This window comes from Escherichia sp. R1 (genome assembly GCF_003000935.1).
GTDB lineage: Bacteria > Pseudomonadota > Gammaproteobacteria > Enterobacterales > Enterobacteriaceae > Escherichia > Escherichia coli.
Genome location: NZ_PSRU01000002.1, coordinates 71,175 through 88,512 on the forward strand (window position 1 = coordinate 71,175; position 17,338 = coordinate 88,512).

Below are 17,338 nucleotides of genomic sequence, written 5' to 3' on the forward strand. Positions count from 1 at the left end.
GACCATGACCTTAAAAGAATTGTTAGTAGGTTTCGGTACCCAGGTTCGTAGTATCTGGATGATCGGCCTGCACGCGTTCGCCAAACGCGAAACGCGAATGTACCCGGAAGAGCCGGTCTATCTGCCGCCCCGTTATCGTGGTCGTATCGTTCTGACCCGCGATCCGGACGGCGAAGAGCGTTGCGTAGCCTGTAACCTCTGCGCGGTAGCCTGCCCGGTCGGCTGTATCTCGCTGCAAAAAGCAGAAACCAAAGACGGTCGCTGGTATCCGGAATTTTTCCGCATCAACTTCTCACGCTGCATTTTCTGTGGTCTGTGCGAAGAAGCCTGTCCGACCACGGCGATTCAGTTAACCCCGGATTTCGAAATGGGGGAATACAAGCGCCAGGATCTGGTTTACGAGAAAGAGGATCTGCTGATCTCCGGTCCGGGCAAATACCCGGAATATAACTTCTACCGGATGGCAGGTATGGCAATCGACGGCAAAGATAAGGGCGAAGCAGAGAACGAAGCCAAGCCTATCGACGTCAAGAGCCTGTTACCGTAAGGAGAGGGGCAATGGAGTTCGCTTTTTATATCTGTGGCCTGATAGCCATACTTGCGACCTTGCGAGTGATCACCCATACCAATCCGGTACACGCGCTGCTGTACCTGATTATTTCGCTGCTGGCGATCTCTGGGGTGTTCTTCTCACTGGGCGCTTACTTCGCCGGTGCGCTGGAAATTATCGTCTATGCGGGTGCCATTATGGTGCTGTTCGTGTTCGTGGTGATGATGCTCAACCTGGGCGGTTCAGAAATCGAACAGGAACGCCAGTGGCTGAAACCGCAGGTGTGGATTGGTCCGGCAATTTTGTCAGCCATCATGCTGGTGGTGATTGTTTACGCCATTCTCGGTGTTAACGATCAGGGTATCGACGGTACGCCAATCAGTGCTAAAGCAGTGGGTATTACGCTGTTCGGGCCTTACGTACTGGCGGTGGAACTGGCTTCTATGCTGCTGCTCGCGGGTCTGGTTGTGGCCTTCCACGTTGGTCGTGAAGAGCGTGCGGGTGAAGTGCTGAGCAATCGTAAAGACGACAGCGCGAAAAGAAAAACGGAGGAGCACGCATGATCCCCTTACAACATGGACTGATCCTCGCGGCAATCTTATTCGTTCTTGGCTTAACCGGTCTGGTTATCCGTCGCAATCTGCTGTTTATGCTGATTGGTCTGGAAATCATGATTAACGCCTCCGCGCTGGCCTTTGTGGTCGCCGGAAGCTACTGGGGCCAGACCGACGGTCAGGTGATGTACATTCTCGCCATCAGCCTCGCGGCGGCAGAAGCGAGTATCGGCCTTGCGCTGCTGCTGCAACTTCACCGTCGTCGCCAGAACCTGAACATTGATTCAGTAAGTGAGATGCGCGGATGAACATGCTTGCCTTAACCATTATTTTGCCATTGATTGGCTTCGTCCTGCTGGCGTTCTCCCGTGGGCGCTGGTCTGAAAACGTCTCGGCGATCGTCGGCGTTGGCTCTGTGGGCCTGGCGGCGCTGGTAACTGCCTTTATCGGCGTTGACTTCTTCGCTAACGGTGAGCAGGCATACAGCCAGCCGCTGTGGACGTGGATGTCGGTAGGCGACTTTAACATCGGTTTTAACCTGGTGCTGGACGGCCTGTCGCTGACCATGCTCTCGGTGGTCACTGGTGTGGGTTTCCTTATTCACATGTACGCCTCCTGGTATATGCGCGGTGAAGAGGGCTACTCTCGCTTCTTCGCTTACACCAACCTGTTCATCGCCAGCATGGTAGTTCTGGTGCTTGCCGACAACCTGCTGCTGATGTACCTCGGCTGGGAAGGCGTGGGCCTGTGCTCCTATCTGCTGATCGGTTTCTATTACACCGATCCGAAGAATGGCGCAGCGGCAATGAAAGCGTTCGTCGTGACCCGTGTGGGTGACGTCTTCCTCGCTTTCGCGCTGTTCATTCTTTACAACGAACTGGGCACCCTGAACTTCCGCGAAATGGTGGAACTGGCACCAGCGCACTTTGCTGACGGCAATAACATGCTGATGTGGGCGACGCTGATGCTGCTGGGCGGTGCGGTCGGTAAATCTGCGCAGTTGCCGTTGCAGACATGGCTTGCCGACGCGATGGCGGGCCCGACGCCTGTCTCCGCGCTGATCCACGCCGCAACGATGGTAACCGCGGGTGTCTACCTGATCGCCCGTACCCACGGTCTGTTCCTGATGACGCCGGAAGTTCTGCATCTGGTGGGCATTGTTGGGGCGGTTACGCTGCTGCTGGCCGGTTTTGCGGCGCTGGTACAGACCGACATCAAACGTGTTCTCGCTTACTCTACCATGAGCCAGATTGGCTACATGTTCCTCGCGCTTGGCGTGCAGGCATGGGATGCGGCGATTTTCCACTTGATGACCCACGCGTTCTTTAAAGCGCTGCTGTTCCTGGCATCCGGTTCCGTCATTCTGGCCTGCCATCACGAACAGAACATCTTTAAGATGGGTGGTCTGCGTAAATCTATTCCGCTGGTTTATCTCTGCTTCCTGGTGGGCGGCGCAGCACTGTCGGCACTGCCGCTGGTCACTGCGGGCTTCTTCAGTAAGGATGAGATCCTCGCGGGTGCGATGGCGAATGGACATATCAATCTGATGGTGGCAGGTCTGGTCGGTGCGTTTATGACCTCGCTTTACACCTTCCGTATGATTTTCATCGTCTTCCACGGAAAAGAACAAATTCACGCTCACGCCGTGAAAGGGGTAACTCACAGCCTGCCGCTGATTGTGCTGCTGATCCTTTCCACCTTCGTTGGCGCACTGATTGTACCGCCGCTGCAGGGCGTGCTTCCGCAAACGACGGAACTGGCGCACGGCAGCATGTTGACCCTGGAAATTACCTCTGGCGTGGTCGCGGTGGTCGGCATTCTGCTGGCTGCCTGGCTGTGGCTGGGTAAACGTACTCTGGTGACCTCCATCGCCAACAGTGCGCCGGGCCGTCTGCTGGGTACCTGGTGGTACAACGCCTGGGGCTTTGACTGGCTGTACGACAAAGTGTTCGTCAAGCCGTTCCTGGGTATTGCCTGGTTGCTGAAACGCGATCCGCTGAACTCAATGATGAACATCCCGGCTGTCCTTTCCCGCTTTGCAGGTAAAGGTCTGCTGTTAAGCGAGAACGGTTATCTGCGCTGGTATGTGGCATCCATGAGCATCGGTGCGGTCGTGGTGCTGGCACTGTTGATGGTACTGCGTTGAGTTAAGGATTGTGGGATTGCCCCTGGGCATATAAGAACGTAGGTCGGATAAGCCGTCTTCGCGGCGCATCCGACACTACCCCCAGTCCGAAGAGAATTTTCTGTCGTGAGAATTCGTTGAAAATCCGGTCCTGACGGGACTTTTACAAGGAATAAAGATCGCCATGTTACTACCCTGGCTAATATTAATTCCCTTTATCGGCGGCTTCCTGTGCTGGCAGACCGAACGCTTTGGCGTCAAGGTGCCGCGCTGGATCGCGCTGGTAACCATGGGATTGACGCTGGCGCTGTCGCTGCAACTGTGGTTGCAGGGCGGTTATTCACTGACGCAATCCGCCGGAATTCCGCAGTGGCAGTCTGAATTCGACATGCCGTGGATCCCGCGTTTTGGTATCTCTATTCATCTCGCCATTGACGGTCTGTCGTTGCTGATGGTCGTGCTGACCGGTCTGCTCGGTGTGCTGGCGGTACTCTGTTCGTGGAAAGAGATCGAAAAATATCAGGGCTTCTTCCACCTCAACCTGATGTGGATCCTGGGCGGCGTTATCGGCGTGTTCCTTGCCATCGACATGTTCCTGTTCTTCTTCTTCTGGGAAATGATGCTGGTGCCGATGTACTTCCTGATCGCACTGTGGGGGCATAAAGCCTCTGACGGTAAAACGCGTATCACGGCGGCAACCAAGTTCTTCATTTACACCCAGGCGAGTGGTCTGGTGATGTTGATCGCCATCCTGGCGCTGGTTTTCGTTCACTACAATGCGACCGGCGTCTGGACCTTCAACTATGAAGAGCTGCTGAATACGCCGATGTCTAACGGCGTGGAATACCTGTTGATGCTGGGCTTCTTCATCGCCTTCGCAGTGAAAATGCCGGTGGTTCCGCTGCATGGCTGGTTACCGGATGCGCACTCCCAGGCACCGACCGCCGGTTCCGTTGACCTCGCGGGGATCTTGCTGAAAACCGCCGCTTACGGTCTGCTGCGTTTCTCCCTACCGCTGTTCCCGAACGCGTCGGCAGAGTTCGCGCCAATCGCTATGTGGCTGGGTGTTATCGGCATCTTCTATGGTGCGTGGATGGCCTTCGCCCAGACCGATATCAAACGTCTGATCGCCTACACCTCGGTTTCCCACATGGGCTTCGTGCTGATTGCTATCTACACCGGCAGCCAGTTGGCCTACCAGGGCGCGGTAATCCAGATGATTGCGCACGGCTTGTCGGCGGCGGGTCTGTTTATTCTTTGTGGTCAGCTTTATGAACGTATCCATACCCGCGACATGCGCATGATGGGCGGTCTGTGGAGCAAAATGAAATGGCTGCCAGCACTGTCGCTGTTCTTTGCGGTGGCAACGCTTGGGATGCCTGGCACCGGTAACTTCGTCGGCGAATTTATGATTCTGTTCGGCAGCTTCCAGGTTGTCCCGGTGATTACCGTTATCTCTACCTTTGGGCTGGTCTTTGCTTCTGTTTATTCGCTGGCGATGCTGCATCGCGCTTACTTCGGTAAAGCGAAAAGCCAGATTGCCAGCCAGGAACTGCCAGGGATGTCGCTGCGTGAGCTGTTTATGATCCTGTTGCTGGTGGTGCTGCTGGTACTGCTGGGCTTCTATCCGCAGCCGATTCTGGATACCTCGCACTCCGCGATTGGCAATATCCAGCAGTGGTTTGTTAATTCCGTTACTACTACAAGGCCGTAAATCGCCATGACAATAACTCCACAAAACCTGATCGCACTGCTACCGTTGCTGATCGTCGGCTTGACGGTGGTGGTTGTGATGCTCTCCATTGCGTGGCGACGCAATCATTTCCTCAACGCTACGCTCTCGGTTATTGGGCTTAACGCGGCGCTGGTATCGCTCTGGTTTGTCGGCCAGGCGGGCGCTATGGACGTTACGCCGCTGATGCGCGTTGATGGTTTCGCCATGCTTTACACCGGGCTGGTATTGTTGGCGAGCCTCGCCACCTGTACTTTCGCCTACCCGTGGCTTGAAGGCTATAACGACAACAAGGACGAGTTCTACCTGTTGGTGTTAATTGCCGCGCTGGGCGGGATCCTGCTGGCGAATGCCAACCATCTGGCGTCTCTGTTCCTCGGTATCGAACTGATCTCTTTGCCGCTGTTTGGCCTGGTCGGTTACGCTTTCCGCCAGAAACGTTCGCTGGAAGCCAGTATCAAATACACCATCCTTTCTGCCGCAGCGTCTTCTTTCCTGCTGTTCGGTATGGCGCTGGTGTATGCGCAGTCTGGCGACCTGTCGTTTGTCGCACTGGGTAAAAACCTCGGCGACGGTATGCTCAACGAGCCGCTGTTGCTGGCAGGTTTTGGCCTGATGATTGTTGGCCTCGGTTTCAAACTCTCTCTGGTGCCGTTCCACCTGTGGACGCCAGACGTATACCAGGGCGCGCCTGCGCCGGTTTCCACTTTCCTGGCGACGGCGAGCAAAATCGCTATCTTCGGCGTGGTGATGCGTTTGTTCCTTTACGCACCGGTGGGTGACAGTGAAGCGATTCGCGTAGTGCTGGCGATTATCGCCTTTGCCTCTATCATCTTCGGTAACCTGATGGCGCTGAGCCAGACCAATATCAAACGTCTGCTCGGTTACTCATCTATCTCTCACCTCGGCTATCTGCTGGTGGCGCTGATTGCGCTGCAAACCGGCGAGATGTCGATGGAAGCGGTAGGGGTTTACCTGGTCGGTTATCTGTTCAGCAGCCTCGGCGCGTTCGGCGTGGTCAGCCTGATGTCCAGCCCGTATCGTGGCCCGGATGCTGATTCCCTGTTCTCTTACCGCGGTCTGTTCTGGCATCGTCCGATCCTCGCGGCAGTGATGACGGTGATGATGCTTTCACTGGCTGGTATCCCAATGACGCTGGGCTTTATCGGTAAGTTCTACGTGCTGGCGGTCGGTGTCCAGGCACACTTGTGGTGGCTGGTGGGTGCCGTGGTTGTTGGTTCGGCAATCGGCCTTTACTACTACCTGCGCGTGGCGGTGAGCTTATACCTGCACGCTCCGGAACAACCGGGTCGCGATGCACCATCAAACTGGCAGTACAGCGCAAGCGGTATCGTGGTGCTGATCTCTGCACTGTTGGTACTGGTGCTGGGTGTATGGCCACAACCGCTGATTAGCATTGTGCGGTTAGCAATGCCGCTGATGTAAACAGTCAGTTTGTAAGTCAGAAAGCCGCCGACATGTTCGGCGGTTTTTTTTGGTGCCCTGACACCATCACCCAACAATAACCGTCAGCGCATGATTCCCTTGTCGCAGCATACGTCGATACGCGCTAATCAGCTTTTCCATATCAAGCATGATCGAAGCAAAGAGTTGCCCCTCTAACTCTTCTGAAAAGGTTACTCCCGGATAAATCTCCATTTCATTGAGTCGCTTAATGGAAAACTGTTTACGCAGCTCACTTCGATCCAGTGATTCCAGTCGGTCGATTGTCGCGGCTAACTCCTGATTCCAGGTCAATCCCAGGAAGCCATCTATGCCATCTTCTAGGCTGTGTTCACCAAGCACGGCGCGACTCAGCGGGTCATTCTTCGCGGGATCAAAAGCAGAGGTGCCTGTCAGCCCAAAGTGTAAAAAATCCCAGCGTTTATCAATATCCAGTCGGCGTAATCCTGAAAGCGTGTCATGTATATTATCCATCAAAGGTTTTTTAGTAGACTCAAGCAGTTGGTTAATCTTTTCTGAGTCAATTTCTGCAAAATAGCCAATCATTCCCATTTATTTTTCCTCCGTTGAATTTCATGTTTCGCATCTTAAAACAGACGAAAGAAAATAAAATGCGCATGTTGCTTTTTCTGGATCCGCCTCGAGAAATTTTTATTATTTACTGTTGTATAACAAGGTTGTAACTCCATCCACTACCTGAGCCATTTTCTGATAATTTAATCTGTCTGCGATATCACCGGGCAAGTGGTATTGTTTATTACGATAAAAAGCGGTGTCAGTAATCATTACGGCGGGAATATCGTGTTGCCAATAATTAAGGTGATCAGAGAAATCAACACCGGGAATAAAACCTGGGGCATTCATAGAATAAACAGATAAATCCCGGGATGATAACAATGCCGCTTTTACCTGACGAACGGCGTTGATATCCTGCATTCTGCCGACCACGGCAATAAAGTCTCCCCGATCGGGATAAAGCCAGGACATTGCCGGGGATGGGTAATCCTGGCTACCAGGCGTTGAGTCGTAATAACCAATCATCTCCAGCGCTATCATTAATTTCACTGGACGCTCAAGCGAAGCTGCATGTACCGCGCTCCCCATTTCATCGCTACGAAAGAAGGGCGGTTCTTCCGACGCATAGGCGACCAGTTGGACGCCAATCCCTGGAGTCTGCTGCTGTAACAAACGTGCCAGTTCGAGTAATCCTGCCACGCCGCTGGCGTTATCATCCGCGCCCGGCGTATAGGTCAATTGATCGTTTTCATAACTACTGACAGAGTCATAGTGCGCACCAATAATAATCAGCGGTCCATCGGCAGGACCATAATTAGCAACAATGTTTTTGTAGGGGCCACCCGTAATGGGGACATCCTGCGCGGTAACTCTGGCACCGCTACTGATAAAGACCTCTTTTATATACTCTGCGGACCTATTCAGATTATCAATATTGTCGGCGCTACGTGGATGCACAGTTTGTGTAAGATAACGAACTGTTTTTTCTAATTGCTCAGGACTAGCGTGTCGGGGCGTTGGTGGTAATGCCCTGACCCAGGGTTGGTAAAAAATAATAAAAGTAAGCGATAGTAGTAATGGTATAAAACAAAGAGATGTCATTTTTTTCATATGTAAATTATCAATAAAAAGCGTTATTTCATCATTATTTGTAATGAGTTATGAGTGTTTTTTTAAAGACAGCAGTAATTCCTCGGTCACAGTAAATTTTTCTGCAAATGTCTGACAGAGTTGGGTTTGAGATAATTGACAATAATTGCTGATAACTGTAACCATCATAGGCTCCTTTTAGTTGCAAAGGTGGTGCTGAATCAAGATAAAAAGAGGCAACTTATAGCTCTGAATATAGTGCATGAGGAGATGAATAAATATAAAAAATCGCTCAATATACCCGTGTGGGTGGATATATGTAGCGCGGGTTGCGATAACAGGGCAAGTTTCGCCCTGTTTTTAATAATAAGCAGAGTTAAACGTTAAACACCGCGAAATCATTCGCCAGTTCAGTCGCCGGGAAAATTGACCGACATTCACGTAACAGGTGCTGACAACCTTTGTCATCATAGCGCGAGCTGACGTGGGTAATGATTAGCTTACCGACTCCAGCCTCACGGGCTAGTGCCGCCGCCTGGCGTGTAGAACTATGGCCGCGACTGTTGGCTTTGGCCTCCATCGCCATATCCAGAGTCGCTTCGTGAACCATTACGTCGACGCCTTTAGCCAGCTCCAGCGCGGCATCGCAGGGGCCCGTATCGCCGAAAATAGCGAGCGCTTTACCCGGCACTGGAGCGGCTAAGTAATCTGCGCCATTAATCTGCCTTCCATCATCCAGCATGATTGTTTTGCCCGCTTTTAATTCCTGAAACAGCGGGCCTGGCGGCACGCCAGCAGCTTTTAATGCCTGGGCATTTAATGCACCTGGTTTATCATGTTCTTCAATACGATAACCATAACATTCCAGTGGGTGTTCCATCGGATAAGCGGTCACTTTGCGCAGGCCATCATCGAAAATTTCGCCAGCGCCAATTTCGACAATTTCCAGCGGATAATCGGTCCATGAGCCGCTAATCCGCAGCGCGGTCTCCACAAATTCACGGATACCGTGCGGACCATAAATCGTTAAGGGTTGGATAATGCCTGACATAGAACGACTGCACAGTAAGCCGGGTAAACCAAAGAGATGATCGCCATGAAGGTGACTGATAAAAATCTTGTCCAGTTTTCCAGGGTTAAAGGCGGTATGCAGTAGCTGATGCTGGGTGCCTTCACCGCAGTCAAATAACCAAAGTCCGCTCTGGGTCGGATGTTGCAGGTTAAGCAATATTGCCGTGACATTACGCGTACGGGTTGGCACACCGGCTGAAGTACCTAAAAAAATTAATTCCATGAGTTCATCGCGCTGCTGAAAATATTCCGGCTAGTATAAAGCAAACAGCACAAAGGAGCCTTCCATGATCGACTGGCAAGATCTGCATCATTCTGATTTATCCGTTTCTCAGCTTTATGCCTTATTACAACTGCGTTGTGCGGTATTTGTAGTGGAACAAAACTGTCCTTACCAGGATATCGATGGTGACGATCTGGAGGGAGAAAATCGCCACATTCTCGGTTGGCATAACGGGACACTGGTGGCGTATGCGAGGATTCTGAAAAGTGACGACGAACTGCAACCCGTTGTGATTGGTCGGGTGATTGTCAGCGAAGCCTTACGCGGTGAAAAAATCGGTCAGCAATTGATGAGTAAGGCGCTGGAATCGTGTACTCGCCGCTGGCCGGAGAAGCCGATTTATCTGGGGGCGCAGGCGCATTTACAAAACTTTTATGGGCAATTTGGTTTCATCCCTGTGACCGATATTTATGAAGAAGATGGTATCCCACACATTGGGATGGCACGCGAGGTAATTCAGGCGTAATCAATAACCCTTGTCTATAGTTAGTGACAGGTTTTACACAAATGGAGAACGAGAATGTCTAATCAGTTTGGTGATACACGTATTGATGATGACCTGACGCTGCTTAGTGAAACACTGGAAGAGGTGCTCCGCTCCTCTGGCGATCCCGCCGATCAGAAATATGTTGAGCTGAAAGCGCGTGCAGAAAAAGCGCTGGATGATGTGAAAAAACGGGTTAGCCAGGCTTCAGACAGTTATTACTATCGGGCGAAGCAGGCTGTTTATCGTGCTGATGACTACGTCCACGAAAAACCCTGGCAAGGAATTGGTGTGGGTGCGGCCGTTGGGCTGGTTCTGGGACTGTTGCTGGCACGCCGTTAAAACCTCCCTACACCGGGGTACTGCATTTTTTTTGTCGTACCCCGTATAATGTGAGGCTTTTAACAGGGAGAGGTCCGCGTGCAATCACTTACTACGGCGCTGGAAAATCTACTGCGCCATTTGTCGCAAGAGATTCCGGCGACACCCGGCATTCGGGTTATCGATATTCCTTTCCCTCTCAAAGACGCTTTTGATGCCTTGAGCTGGCTGACCAGTCAGCAGGTGTATCCGCAATTCTACTGGCAACAACGTAATGGTGATGAAGAAGCTGCCGTCCTGGGTGCGATTACCCGTTTTACGTCGTTGGACCAGGCACAACGTTTTCTTCGCCAGCACCCGGAACACGCCGACTTACGCATCTGGGGGTTGAATGCGTTTGACCCGTCGCAGGGCAATTTACTTTTACCACGCCTGGAATGGCGACGTTGTGGCGGTAAAGCCACGCTGCGGCTGACGCTATTCAGCGAAAGCTCCCTTCAGCACGATGCAATCAAGGCAAAAGAATTTATCGCCACACTGGTGAGTATCAAGCCCCTGCCTGGATTACATTTAACCACCACGCGAGAACAACACTGGCCGGACAAAACGGGCTGGACGCAATTAATCGAACTGGCAACGAAAACCATCGCCGAAGGCGAGCTCGACAAAGTTGTGCTTGCTCGGGCAACCGACCTGCATTTCGCAAGTCCGGTCAATGCGGCAGCGATGATGGCTGCCAGTCGTCGGCTCAATCTGAATTGCTACCATTTTTACATGGCCTTTGATGGCGAAAATGCTTTTCTTGGTTCTTCACCGGAACGGTTATGGCGGCGGCGTGACAAAGCGCTGCGTACCGAAGCGCTGGCGGGAACGGTAGCAAATCATCCTGATGATAAGCAGGCGCAGCAGTTAGGTGAGTGGCTGATGGCGGATGATAAAAACCAGCGCGAGAACATGTTGGTGGTGGAAGATATCTGCCAACGATTGCAGGCCGATACCCAAACGCTGGATGTTTTACCGCCGCAGGTACTGCGTCTACGTAAAGTACAGCATCTTCGCCGCTGTATCTGGACTTCACTCAACAAAGCGGATGATGTGATCTGTTTACATCAGTTGCAGCCAACGGCAGCAGTTGCTGGCTTACCGCGCGATCTGGCGCGACAGTTTATCGCCCGTCACGAACCGTTCACTCGAGAATGGTACGCCGGTTCTGCGGGCTATCTCTCATTACAGCAAAGTGAATTCTGCGTTTCCCTGCGCTCAGCAAAAATCAGCGGCAATATCGTGCGGCTATATGCTGGCGCAGGCATTGTCCGTGGTTCCGACCCCGAGCAAGAGTGGCAGGAAATCGACAACAAAGCGGCAGGGCTGCGTACTTTATTACAAATGGAATAGTAATGAGTCGCATCATTACCGATTCATATCAATAATCTATTTTTGTAGCTCCTTATACTTAGCCGCAATATTGATACCGGACAAACTCATGTCAGTAAGCGCATTTAACCGACGCTGGGCGGCGGTCATTCTGGAAGCATTAACGCGTCACGGCGTCAGACACATCTGTATCGCCCCTGGCTCGCGTTCTACACCGTTAACTTTAGCGGCGGCGGAGAATTCCGCATTTATTCATCATACCCATTTCGATGAGCGTGGACTGGGGCATCTGGCACTGGGGCTGGCGAAAGTCAGCAAGCAGCCGGTGGCGGTGATTGTGACCTCCGGCACGGCGGTAGCAAATCTCTATCCGGCACTGATTGAAGCTGGGTTAACCGGAGAAAAACTGATCCTGTTAACCGCCGATCGCCCGCCGGAGCTGATTGACTGCGGCGCGAATCAGGCGATTCGTCAGCCGGGAATGTTCGCCTCTCACCCCACGCACAGTATTTCACTGCCGCGCCCGACCCAGGATATCCCCGCACGTTGGCTGGTTTCTACCATCGACCACGCTCTCGGTACGCTTCATGCTGGTGGAGTCCATATCAACTGCCCGTTTGCTGAACCGCTGTATGGCGAAATGGACGACACCGGGATTAGCTGGCAACAGCGGCTGGGCGACTGGTGGCAGGACGACAAACCGTGGCTGCGTGAAGCGCCTCGTCGGGAAAGTGAAAAACAGCGTGACTGGTTCTTCTGGCGACAAAAGCGCGGCGTGGTGGTTGCCGGGCGCATGAGTGCGGAAGAGGGCAAAAAAGTTGCACTGTGGGCGCAAACTCTTGGCTGGCCGCTGATTGGCGACGTGCTGTCGCAAACCGGACAGCCGCTGCCGTGTGCCGATCTCTGGTTAGGCAATGCCAAAGCGACCAGCGAACTGCAACAGGCACAAATAGTGGTGCAACTGGGAAGCAGCCTGACGGGGAAACGACTCCTCCAATGGCAGGCAAGCTGTGAACCAGAAGAGTACTGGATTGTTGATGACATTGAAGGGCGACTTGATCCGGCACACCATCGCGGACGTCGCTTAATTGCCAATATTGCCGACTGGCTGGAGCTGCATCCGGCAGAAAAACGCCAGCCCTGGTGCGTTGAAATCCCGCGCCTGGCGGAACAGGCAATGCAGGCGGTTATTGCCCGTCGCGATGCGTTTGGCGAAGCGCAACTGGCGCATCGCATCAGCGACTACTTGCCTGAACAGGGGCAATTGTTTGTCGGTAACAGCCTGGTGGTGCGTCTGATTGATGCGCTTTCGCAACTTCCGGCAGGTTACCCGGTGTACAGCAACCGTGGTGCCAGCGGTATCGACGGGCTGCTCTCGACTGCCGCCGGCGTTCAGCGGGCAAGCGGCAAACCGACGCTGGCGATTGTGGGCGATCTCTCCGCACTTTACGATCTCAACGCGCTGGCGTTATTGCGCCAGGTTTCCGCACCGCTGGTATTAATTGTGGTGAACAACAACGGCGGGCAAATTTTTTCGCTGTTGCCAACGCCGAAAAGCGAGCGCGAGCGTTTCTATCTGATGCCGCAAAACGTCCATTTTGAGCACGCCGCTGCGATGTTCGAGCTGAAATATCATCGTCCGCAAAACTGGCAGGAACTTGAAACGACACTAGTCGATGCCTGGCGTACGCCGACCACCACGGTGATTGAAATGGTGGTTAACGACACCGATGGTGCGCAAACGCTCCAGCAACTTCTGGCGCAGGTAAGCCATTTATGATCCTGCACGCGCAGGCAAAACACGGCAAACCAGGTTTACCCTGGTTGGTGTTTTTGCACGGTTTTTCTGGCGATTGCCATGAATGGCAAGAAGTGGGCGAGGCGTTTGCCGACTACTCGCGGTTGTATGTTGATCTCCCAGGTCACGGTGGTTCAGCGACGATCAGCGTCGATGGATTTGATGATGTCACCGGCTTATTGTGTAAAACGCTGGTTAGTTACAACATACTTAACTTCTGGCTGGTGGGGTACTCGCTTGGCGGACGGGTGGCGATGATGGCGGCTTGCCAGGAGCCGGCGGGGCTTTGTGGAGTTGTTGTCGAAGGCGGGCATCCGGGGCTGCAAAATGCTGAACAACGTGCGGAACGTCAGCGTTCCGATCGCCAATGGGTGCAGCGTTTTCTCACAGAACCGTTAACGGCGGTATTTGCCGACTGGTATCAACAGCCTGTTTTTGCCTCACTCAATGACGATCAACGCCGGGAGCTGGTGGCGCTGCGCAGCAACAATAATGGCGCAACGCTTGCCGCCATGCTGGAGGCGACTTCTCTCGCCGTCCAGCCTGATTTACGTGCTAACCTTAGCGCCCGCACATTTGCGTTTTATTATTTATGTGGTGAACGTGACAGCAAATTCCGCGCCCTGGCGGCGGAACTGGCTGCCGACTGCCATGTCATTCCTCGCGCCGGACATAACGCGCATCGGGAAAATCCCGCTGGCGTAATCGCAAGTCTGGCGCAGATCTTGCGTTTCTGACTAAAGGACACAATATGATTTATCCTGATGAAGCAATGCTTTACGCACCGGTTGAATGGCACGACTGCTCCGAAGGTTTCGAGGACATTCGTTATGAAAAATCCACCGACGGTATCGCAAAAATCACCATTAATCGTCCGCAGGTGCGCAATGCCTTCCGTCCTCTGACGGTAAAAGAGATGATCCAGGCGCTGGCAGATGCGCGTTATGACGACAACATCGGCGTGATCATTCTGACTGGTGCAGGCGATAAAGCGTTCTGCTCCGGTGGTGACCAGAAAGTGCGTGGTGATTACGGCGGCTATAAAGATGATTCCGGCGTACATCACCTGAATGTGCTGGACTTCCAGCGTCAGATCCGTACCTGTCCGAAACCGGTTGTCGCGATGGTGGCTGGCTACTCCATCGGCGGCGGTCACGTTCTGCACATGATGTGCGACCTGACTATCGCGGCAGATAATGCCATCTTCGGTCAGACTGGCCCGAAAGTCGGTTCCTTCGACGGCGGCTGGGGCGCTTCCTACATGGCTCGCATCGTCGGGCAGAAAAAAGCGCGTGAAATCTGGTTCCTGTGCCGTCAGTACGACGCAAAACAGGCGCTGGATATGGGCCTTGTGAACACCGTGGTACCGCTGGCGGATCTGGAAAAAGAAACCGTCCGTTGGTGCCGCGAAATGCTGCAAAACAGCCCGATGGCGCTGCGCTGCCTGAAAGCTGCGCTGAATGCCGACTGTGACGGTCAGGCAGGTCTGCAGGAGCTGGCAGGTAACGCCACCATGCTGTTCTATATGACGGAAGAAGGTCAGGAAGGTCGCAACGCTTTCAACCAGAAACGTCAGCCTGATTTCAGCAAATTTAAACGGAATCCGTAATGCGTAGCGCGCAGGTATACCGCTGGCAGATCCCCATGGACGCGGGGGTGGTTCTGCGCGACAGGCGGTTAAAAACCCGCGACGGGCTGTATGTTTGCCTGCGTGAGGGCGAGCGCGAAGGGTGGGGGGAGATCTCCCCACTGCCGGGCTTCAGTCAGGAAACCTGGGAAGATGCGCAAAGTGTGCTGCTTGCCTGGGTAAATAACTGGCTGGCAGGCGATTGCGAGATACCGCAGATGCCTTCCGTTGCCTTTGGCGTAAGTTGTGCATTGGCGGAGCTGGCAGAGACGCTCCCGCAGGCGGCCAATTACCGTGCGGCGCCGCTGTGTAATGGCGATCCTGACGATCTGATCCTCAAACTTGCCGATATGCCTGGCGAGAAAGTGGCGAAGGTCAAAGTGGGATTGTACGAAGCCGTGCGCGACGGCATGGTGGTGAATCTGTTGCTGGAGGCAATTCCGGATCTGCATTTGCGTCTTGACGCGAACCGCGCCTGGACACCGCTGAAAGGCCAGCAGTTTGCCAAATACGTTAACCCGGATTATCGCCACCGCATCGCGTTTCTCGAAGAGCCGTGCAAAACCCGCGATGATTCGCGTGCGTTTGCCCGTGAAACCGGCATTGCCATTGCCTGGGATGAAAGCTTGCGCGAGCCGGATTTTGCCTTTGTAGCTGAAGAGGGCGTGCGCGCGGTAGTTATCAAACCCACGCTCACGGGCAGCCTGGATAAAGTACGCGAGCAAGTGCAGGCGGCGCATGCGCTGGGGCTGACGGCGGTGATCAGCTCTTCCATTGAGTCGAGCTTAGGTCTAACGCAACTGGCGCGGATTGCTGCCTGGTTAACGCCAGACACCATTCCGGGACTGGACACGCTGGATCTGATGCAGGCGCAGCAGGTTCGTCGCTGGCCGGGGAGCCCACTGCCGTTAGTGGACGTTGATGCACTGGAGCGGCTGTTATGATCTTCTCTGACTGGCCGTGGCGTCACTGGCGGCAAGTGCGGGGAGAAGCCATCGCCTTACGTCTCAATGACGAGCAACTCAACTGGCGCGAACTTTGTGCTCGCGTCGATGAATTAGCCTCCAGCTTTGCGGTGCAGGGTGTGGTTGAGGGCAGCAGCGTGATGTTGCGGGCGTGGAATACGCCGCAAACGCTGCTGGCCTGGCTGGCGTTACTGCAATGCGGGGCGCGGGTGTTGCCCGTGAACCCTCAGCTGCCGCAACCGCTGCTTGAGGAATTGCTGCCCAATCTTACGCTGCAATTTGCGCTGGTGCCGGAAGGGGAAAACACGTTTCCGGCGTTAGCGTCGCTGCACATTCAGCTGGTTGAAGGCGCACATGCCGCGGCGTGGCAGCCGACGCGTCTGTGCTCAATGACGTTAACCTCTGGTTCCACTGGCTTGCCGAAAGCCGCTGTTCATACTTATCAGGCTCATCTTGCCAGCGCCGAAGGGGTGTTATCGCTGATTCCTTTTGGTGATCACGATGACTGGTTGCTCTCTTTACCGCTGTTTCACGTCTCCGGTCAGGGAATTATGTGGCGCTGGTTATACGCTGGTGCGCGGATGACGGTGCGTGATAAACAGCCATTGGAGCAGATGCTGGCAGGCTGTACTCACGCTTCACTGGTGCCAACACAACTCTGGCGTTTGCTGGTTAACCGTAGTTCCGTTTCCCTGAAAGCGGTTTTACTTGGCGGCGCGGCTATCCCGGTCGAGTTGACGGAACAGGCGCGCGAGCAGGGGATTCGGTGCTTTTGCGGCTATGGTCTGACCGAGTTTGCCTCCACAGTGTGTGCGAAAGAAGCCGACGGTCTGGCAGACGTTGGTTCGCCGCTGCCGGGTCGGGAAGTGAAAATCGTTAATGATGAAGTGTGGCTGCGGGCTGCCAGTATGGCAGAAGGTTACTGGCGTAACGGGCAACGGGTTCCACTGGTTAATGACGAAGGCTGGTACGCCACGCGCGATCGCGGTGAGATGCATAATGGCAAGTTGACCATTGTCGGACGTTTAGACAATCTATTCTTCAGTGGCGGTGAGGGTATTCAGCCGGAAGAAGTCGAGCGCGTTATTGCTGCACATCCTGCGGTTTTGCAGGTGTTTATCGTTCCCGTTGCCGACAAGGAGTTTGGTCATCGGCCGGTAGCGGTGGTGGAGTATGACCAGCAAAGCGTTGATCTTGACGAATGGGTGAAAGATAAGCTGGCTCGTTTTCAACAACCGGTGCGCTGGCTGACTCTGCCGCCGGAGCTGAAAAACGGCGGTATTAAAATTTCACGTCAGGCGCTAAAAGAGTGGGTGAAACGCCAGCAATAATTAACCCACCGTTTCACTTCTCATTTCTGCCATTCCATTGCCGTTGATAAAGAG

General features: G+C 53.7%; 17 protein-coding genes and 1 pseudogene. 14 read left to right on the forward strand and 4 right to left on the reverse strand.

Translation table 11 applies throughout. The annotated features are described in order from the left end of the window. Positions 1 to 4 precede the first annotated feature (4 nt). From nuoI to nuoN, 6 genes are all read left to right on the forward strand, one after another. Positions 5 to 547 carry an NADH-quinone oxidoreductase subunit NuoI gene (nuoI, locus tag C4F37_RS03110; protein ID WP_000172749.1) on the forward strand — a complete coding sequence of 181 codons (543 nt, stop codon included), beginning with the start codon at positions 5 to 7 and terminating at the stop codon, positions 545 to 547. 11 nt (positions 548 to 558) lie between these two features. Continuing rightward, on the forward strand, positions 559 to 1,113 hold the full coding sequence (gene nuoJ / locus C4F37_RS03115) for an NADH-quinone oxidoreductase subunit J (RefSeq protein WP_000393511.1): 555 nt from the start codon (positions 559 to 561) through the stop codon (positions 1,111 to 1,113). After that, positions 1,110 to 1,412, forward strand: coding sequence for an NADH-quinone oxidoreductase subunit NuoK (gene nuoK / locus C4F37_RS03120; protein ID WP_000612644.1), 303 nt, complete (start codon positions 1,110 to 1,112; stop codon positions 1,410 to 1,412). The genes nuoJ and nuoK overlap by 4 nt, the downstream gene beginning before the upstream one ends. Beyond that, positions 1,409 to 3,250 (forward strand): NADH-quinone oxidoreductase subunit L, encoded by a 1,842-nt coding sequence (gene nuoL, locus C4F37_RS03125; protein WP_001056618.1) that lies wholly within the window; start codon positions 1,409 to 1,411, stop codon positions 3,248 to 3,250. The genes nuoK and nuoL overlap by 4 nt, the downstream gene beginning before the upstream one ends. Before the next feature lie 163 nt (positions 3,251 to 3,413). Continuing rightward, positions 3,414 to 4,943: an NADH-quinone oxidoreductase subunit M gene (gene nuoM / locus C4F37_RS03130; protein WP_000926460.1), complete on the forward strand. Its 1,530-nt coding sequence runs from the start codon at positions 3,414 to 3,416 to the stop codon at positions 4,941 to 4,943. Positions 4,944 to 4,949: 6 nt separating this feature from the next. Beyond that, positions 4,950 to 6,407: an NADH-quinone oxidoreductase subunit NuoN gene (gene nuoN, locus C4F37_RS03135; protein WP_001539173.1), complete on the forward strand. Its 1,458-nt coding sequence runs from the start codon at positions 4,950 to 4,952 to the stop codon at positions 6,405 to 6,407. Positions 6,408 to 6,473: 66 nt separating this feature from the next. Here nuoN and C4F37_RS03140 read toward each other — a convergent pair whose 3' ends face one another. The 4 genes and pseudogenes from C4F37_RS03140 to rbn form a co-directional block, all read right to left on the reverse strand. Further along, on the reverse strand, positions 6,474 to 6,977 hold the full coding sequence (locus tag C4F37_RS03140; protein WP_000525373.1) for a YfbM family protein: 504 nt from the start codon (positions 6,975 to 6,977) through the stop codon (positions 6,474 to 6,476). Positions 6,978 to 7,079: 102 nt separating this feature from the next. Next, positions 7,080 to 8,051: a M28 family metallopeptidase gene (locus C4F37_RS03145; protein ID WP_001539172.1), complete on the reverse strand. Its 972-nt coding sequence runs from the start codon at positions 8,049 to 8,051 to the stop codon at positions 7,080 to 7,082. Positions 8,052 to 8,108: 57 nt separating this feature from the next. Next, positions 8,109 to 8,219 (reverse strand): annotated as a pseudogene (locus tag C4F37_RS03150) (deubiquitinase); the annotation flags it as partial. 187 nt (positions 8,220 to 8,406) lie between these two features. After that, positions 8,407 to 9,324 (reverse strand): ribonuclease BN, encoded by a 918-nt coding sequence (rbn, locus tag C4F37_RS03155; RefSeq protein WP_000420113.1) that lies wholly within the window; start codon positions 9,322 to 9,324, stop codon positions 8,407 to 8,409. A 64-nt stretch (positions 9,325 to 9,388) separates the two neighbouring features. Between rbn and C4F37_RS03160 the strand changes: the two genes are divergently transcribed. The 8 genes from C4F37_RS03160 (at position 9,389) to menE (ending at position 17,284) form a co-directional block, all read left to right on the forward strand. Continuing rightward, complete coding sequence (locus C4F37_RS03160; protein WP_000568142.1) at positions 9,389 to 9,850, forward strand: GNAT family N-acetyltransferase; 462 nt, start codon at positions 9,389 to 9,391, stop codon at positions 9,848 to 9,850. A 54-nt stretch (positions 9,851 to 9,904) separates the two neighbouring features. Further along, a complete protein-coding gene (gene elaB, locus C4F37_RS03165) occupies positions 9,905 to 10,210 on the forward strand; it encodes a stress response protein ElaB (protein ID WP_000070621.1) in 306 nt (101 codons plus the stop codon). A gap of 78 nt (positions 10,211 to 10,288) precedes the next feature. Next, positions 10,289 to 11,584, forward strand: coding sequence for an isochorismate synthase MenF (gene menF / locus C4F37_RS03170; RefSeq protein WP_001774004.1), 1,296 nt, complete (start codon positions 10,289 to 10,291; stop codon positions 11,582 to 11,584). Between the two features lie 88 nt (positions 11,585 to 11,672). Then, positions 11,673 to 13,343, forward strand: a complete 1,671-nt coding sequence (menD, locus tag C4F37_RS03175) for a 2-succinyl-5-enolpyruvyl-6-hydroxy-3-cyclohexene-1-carboxylic-acid synthase (RefSeq protein ID WP_000116370.1) — start codon at positions 11,673 to 11,675, stop codon at positions 13,341 to 13,343. Beyond that, positions 13,340 to 14,098, forward strand: coding sequence for a 2-succinyl-6-hydroxy-2,4-cyclohexadiene-1-carboxylate synthase (gene menH, locus C4F37_RS03180; RefSeq protein WP_001774003.1), 759 nt, complete (start codon positions 13,340 to 13,342; stop codon positions 14,096 to 14,098). The genes menD and menH overlap by 4 nt, the downstream gene beginning before the upstream one ends. Positions 14,099 to 14,112: 14 nt before the next feature. Beyond that, complete coding sequence (gene menB / locus C4F37_RS03185) at positions 14,113 to 14,970, forward strand: 1,4-dihydroxy-2-naphthoyl-CoA synthase (protein ID WP_000639996.1); 858 nt, start codon at positions 14,113 to 14,115, stop codon at positions 14,968 to 14,970. Next, entirely contained in the window at positions 14,970 to 15,932 is a 963-nt protein-coding gene (gene menC / locus C4F37_RS03190) for an o-succinylbenzoate synthase (protein ID WP_001255587.1), read from the forward strand. The genes menB and menC overlap by 1 nt, the downstream gene beginning before the upstream one ends. Beyond that, positions 15,929 to 17,284 (forward strand): o-succinylbenzoate--CoA ligase, encoded by a 1,356-nt coding sequence (menE, locus tag C4F37_RS03195; RefSeq protein ID WP_001539164.1) that lies wholly within the window; start codon positions 15,929 to 15,931, stop codon positions 17,282 to 17,284. Before menC ends, menE begins: the two co-directional genes overlap by 4 nt. The last annotated feature ends 54 nt before the right edge of the window (positions 17,285 to 17,338 follow it).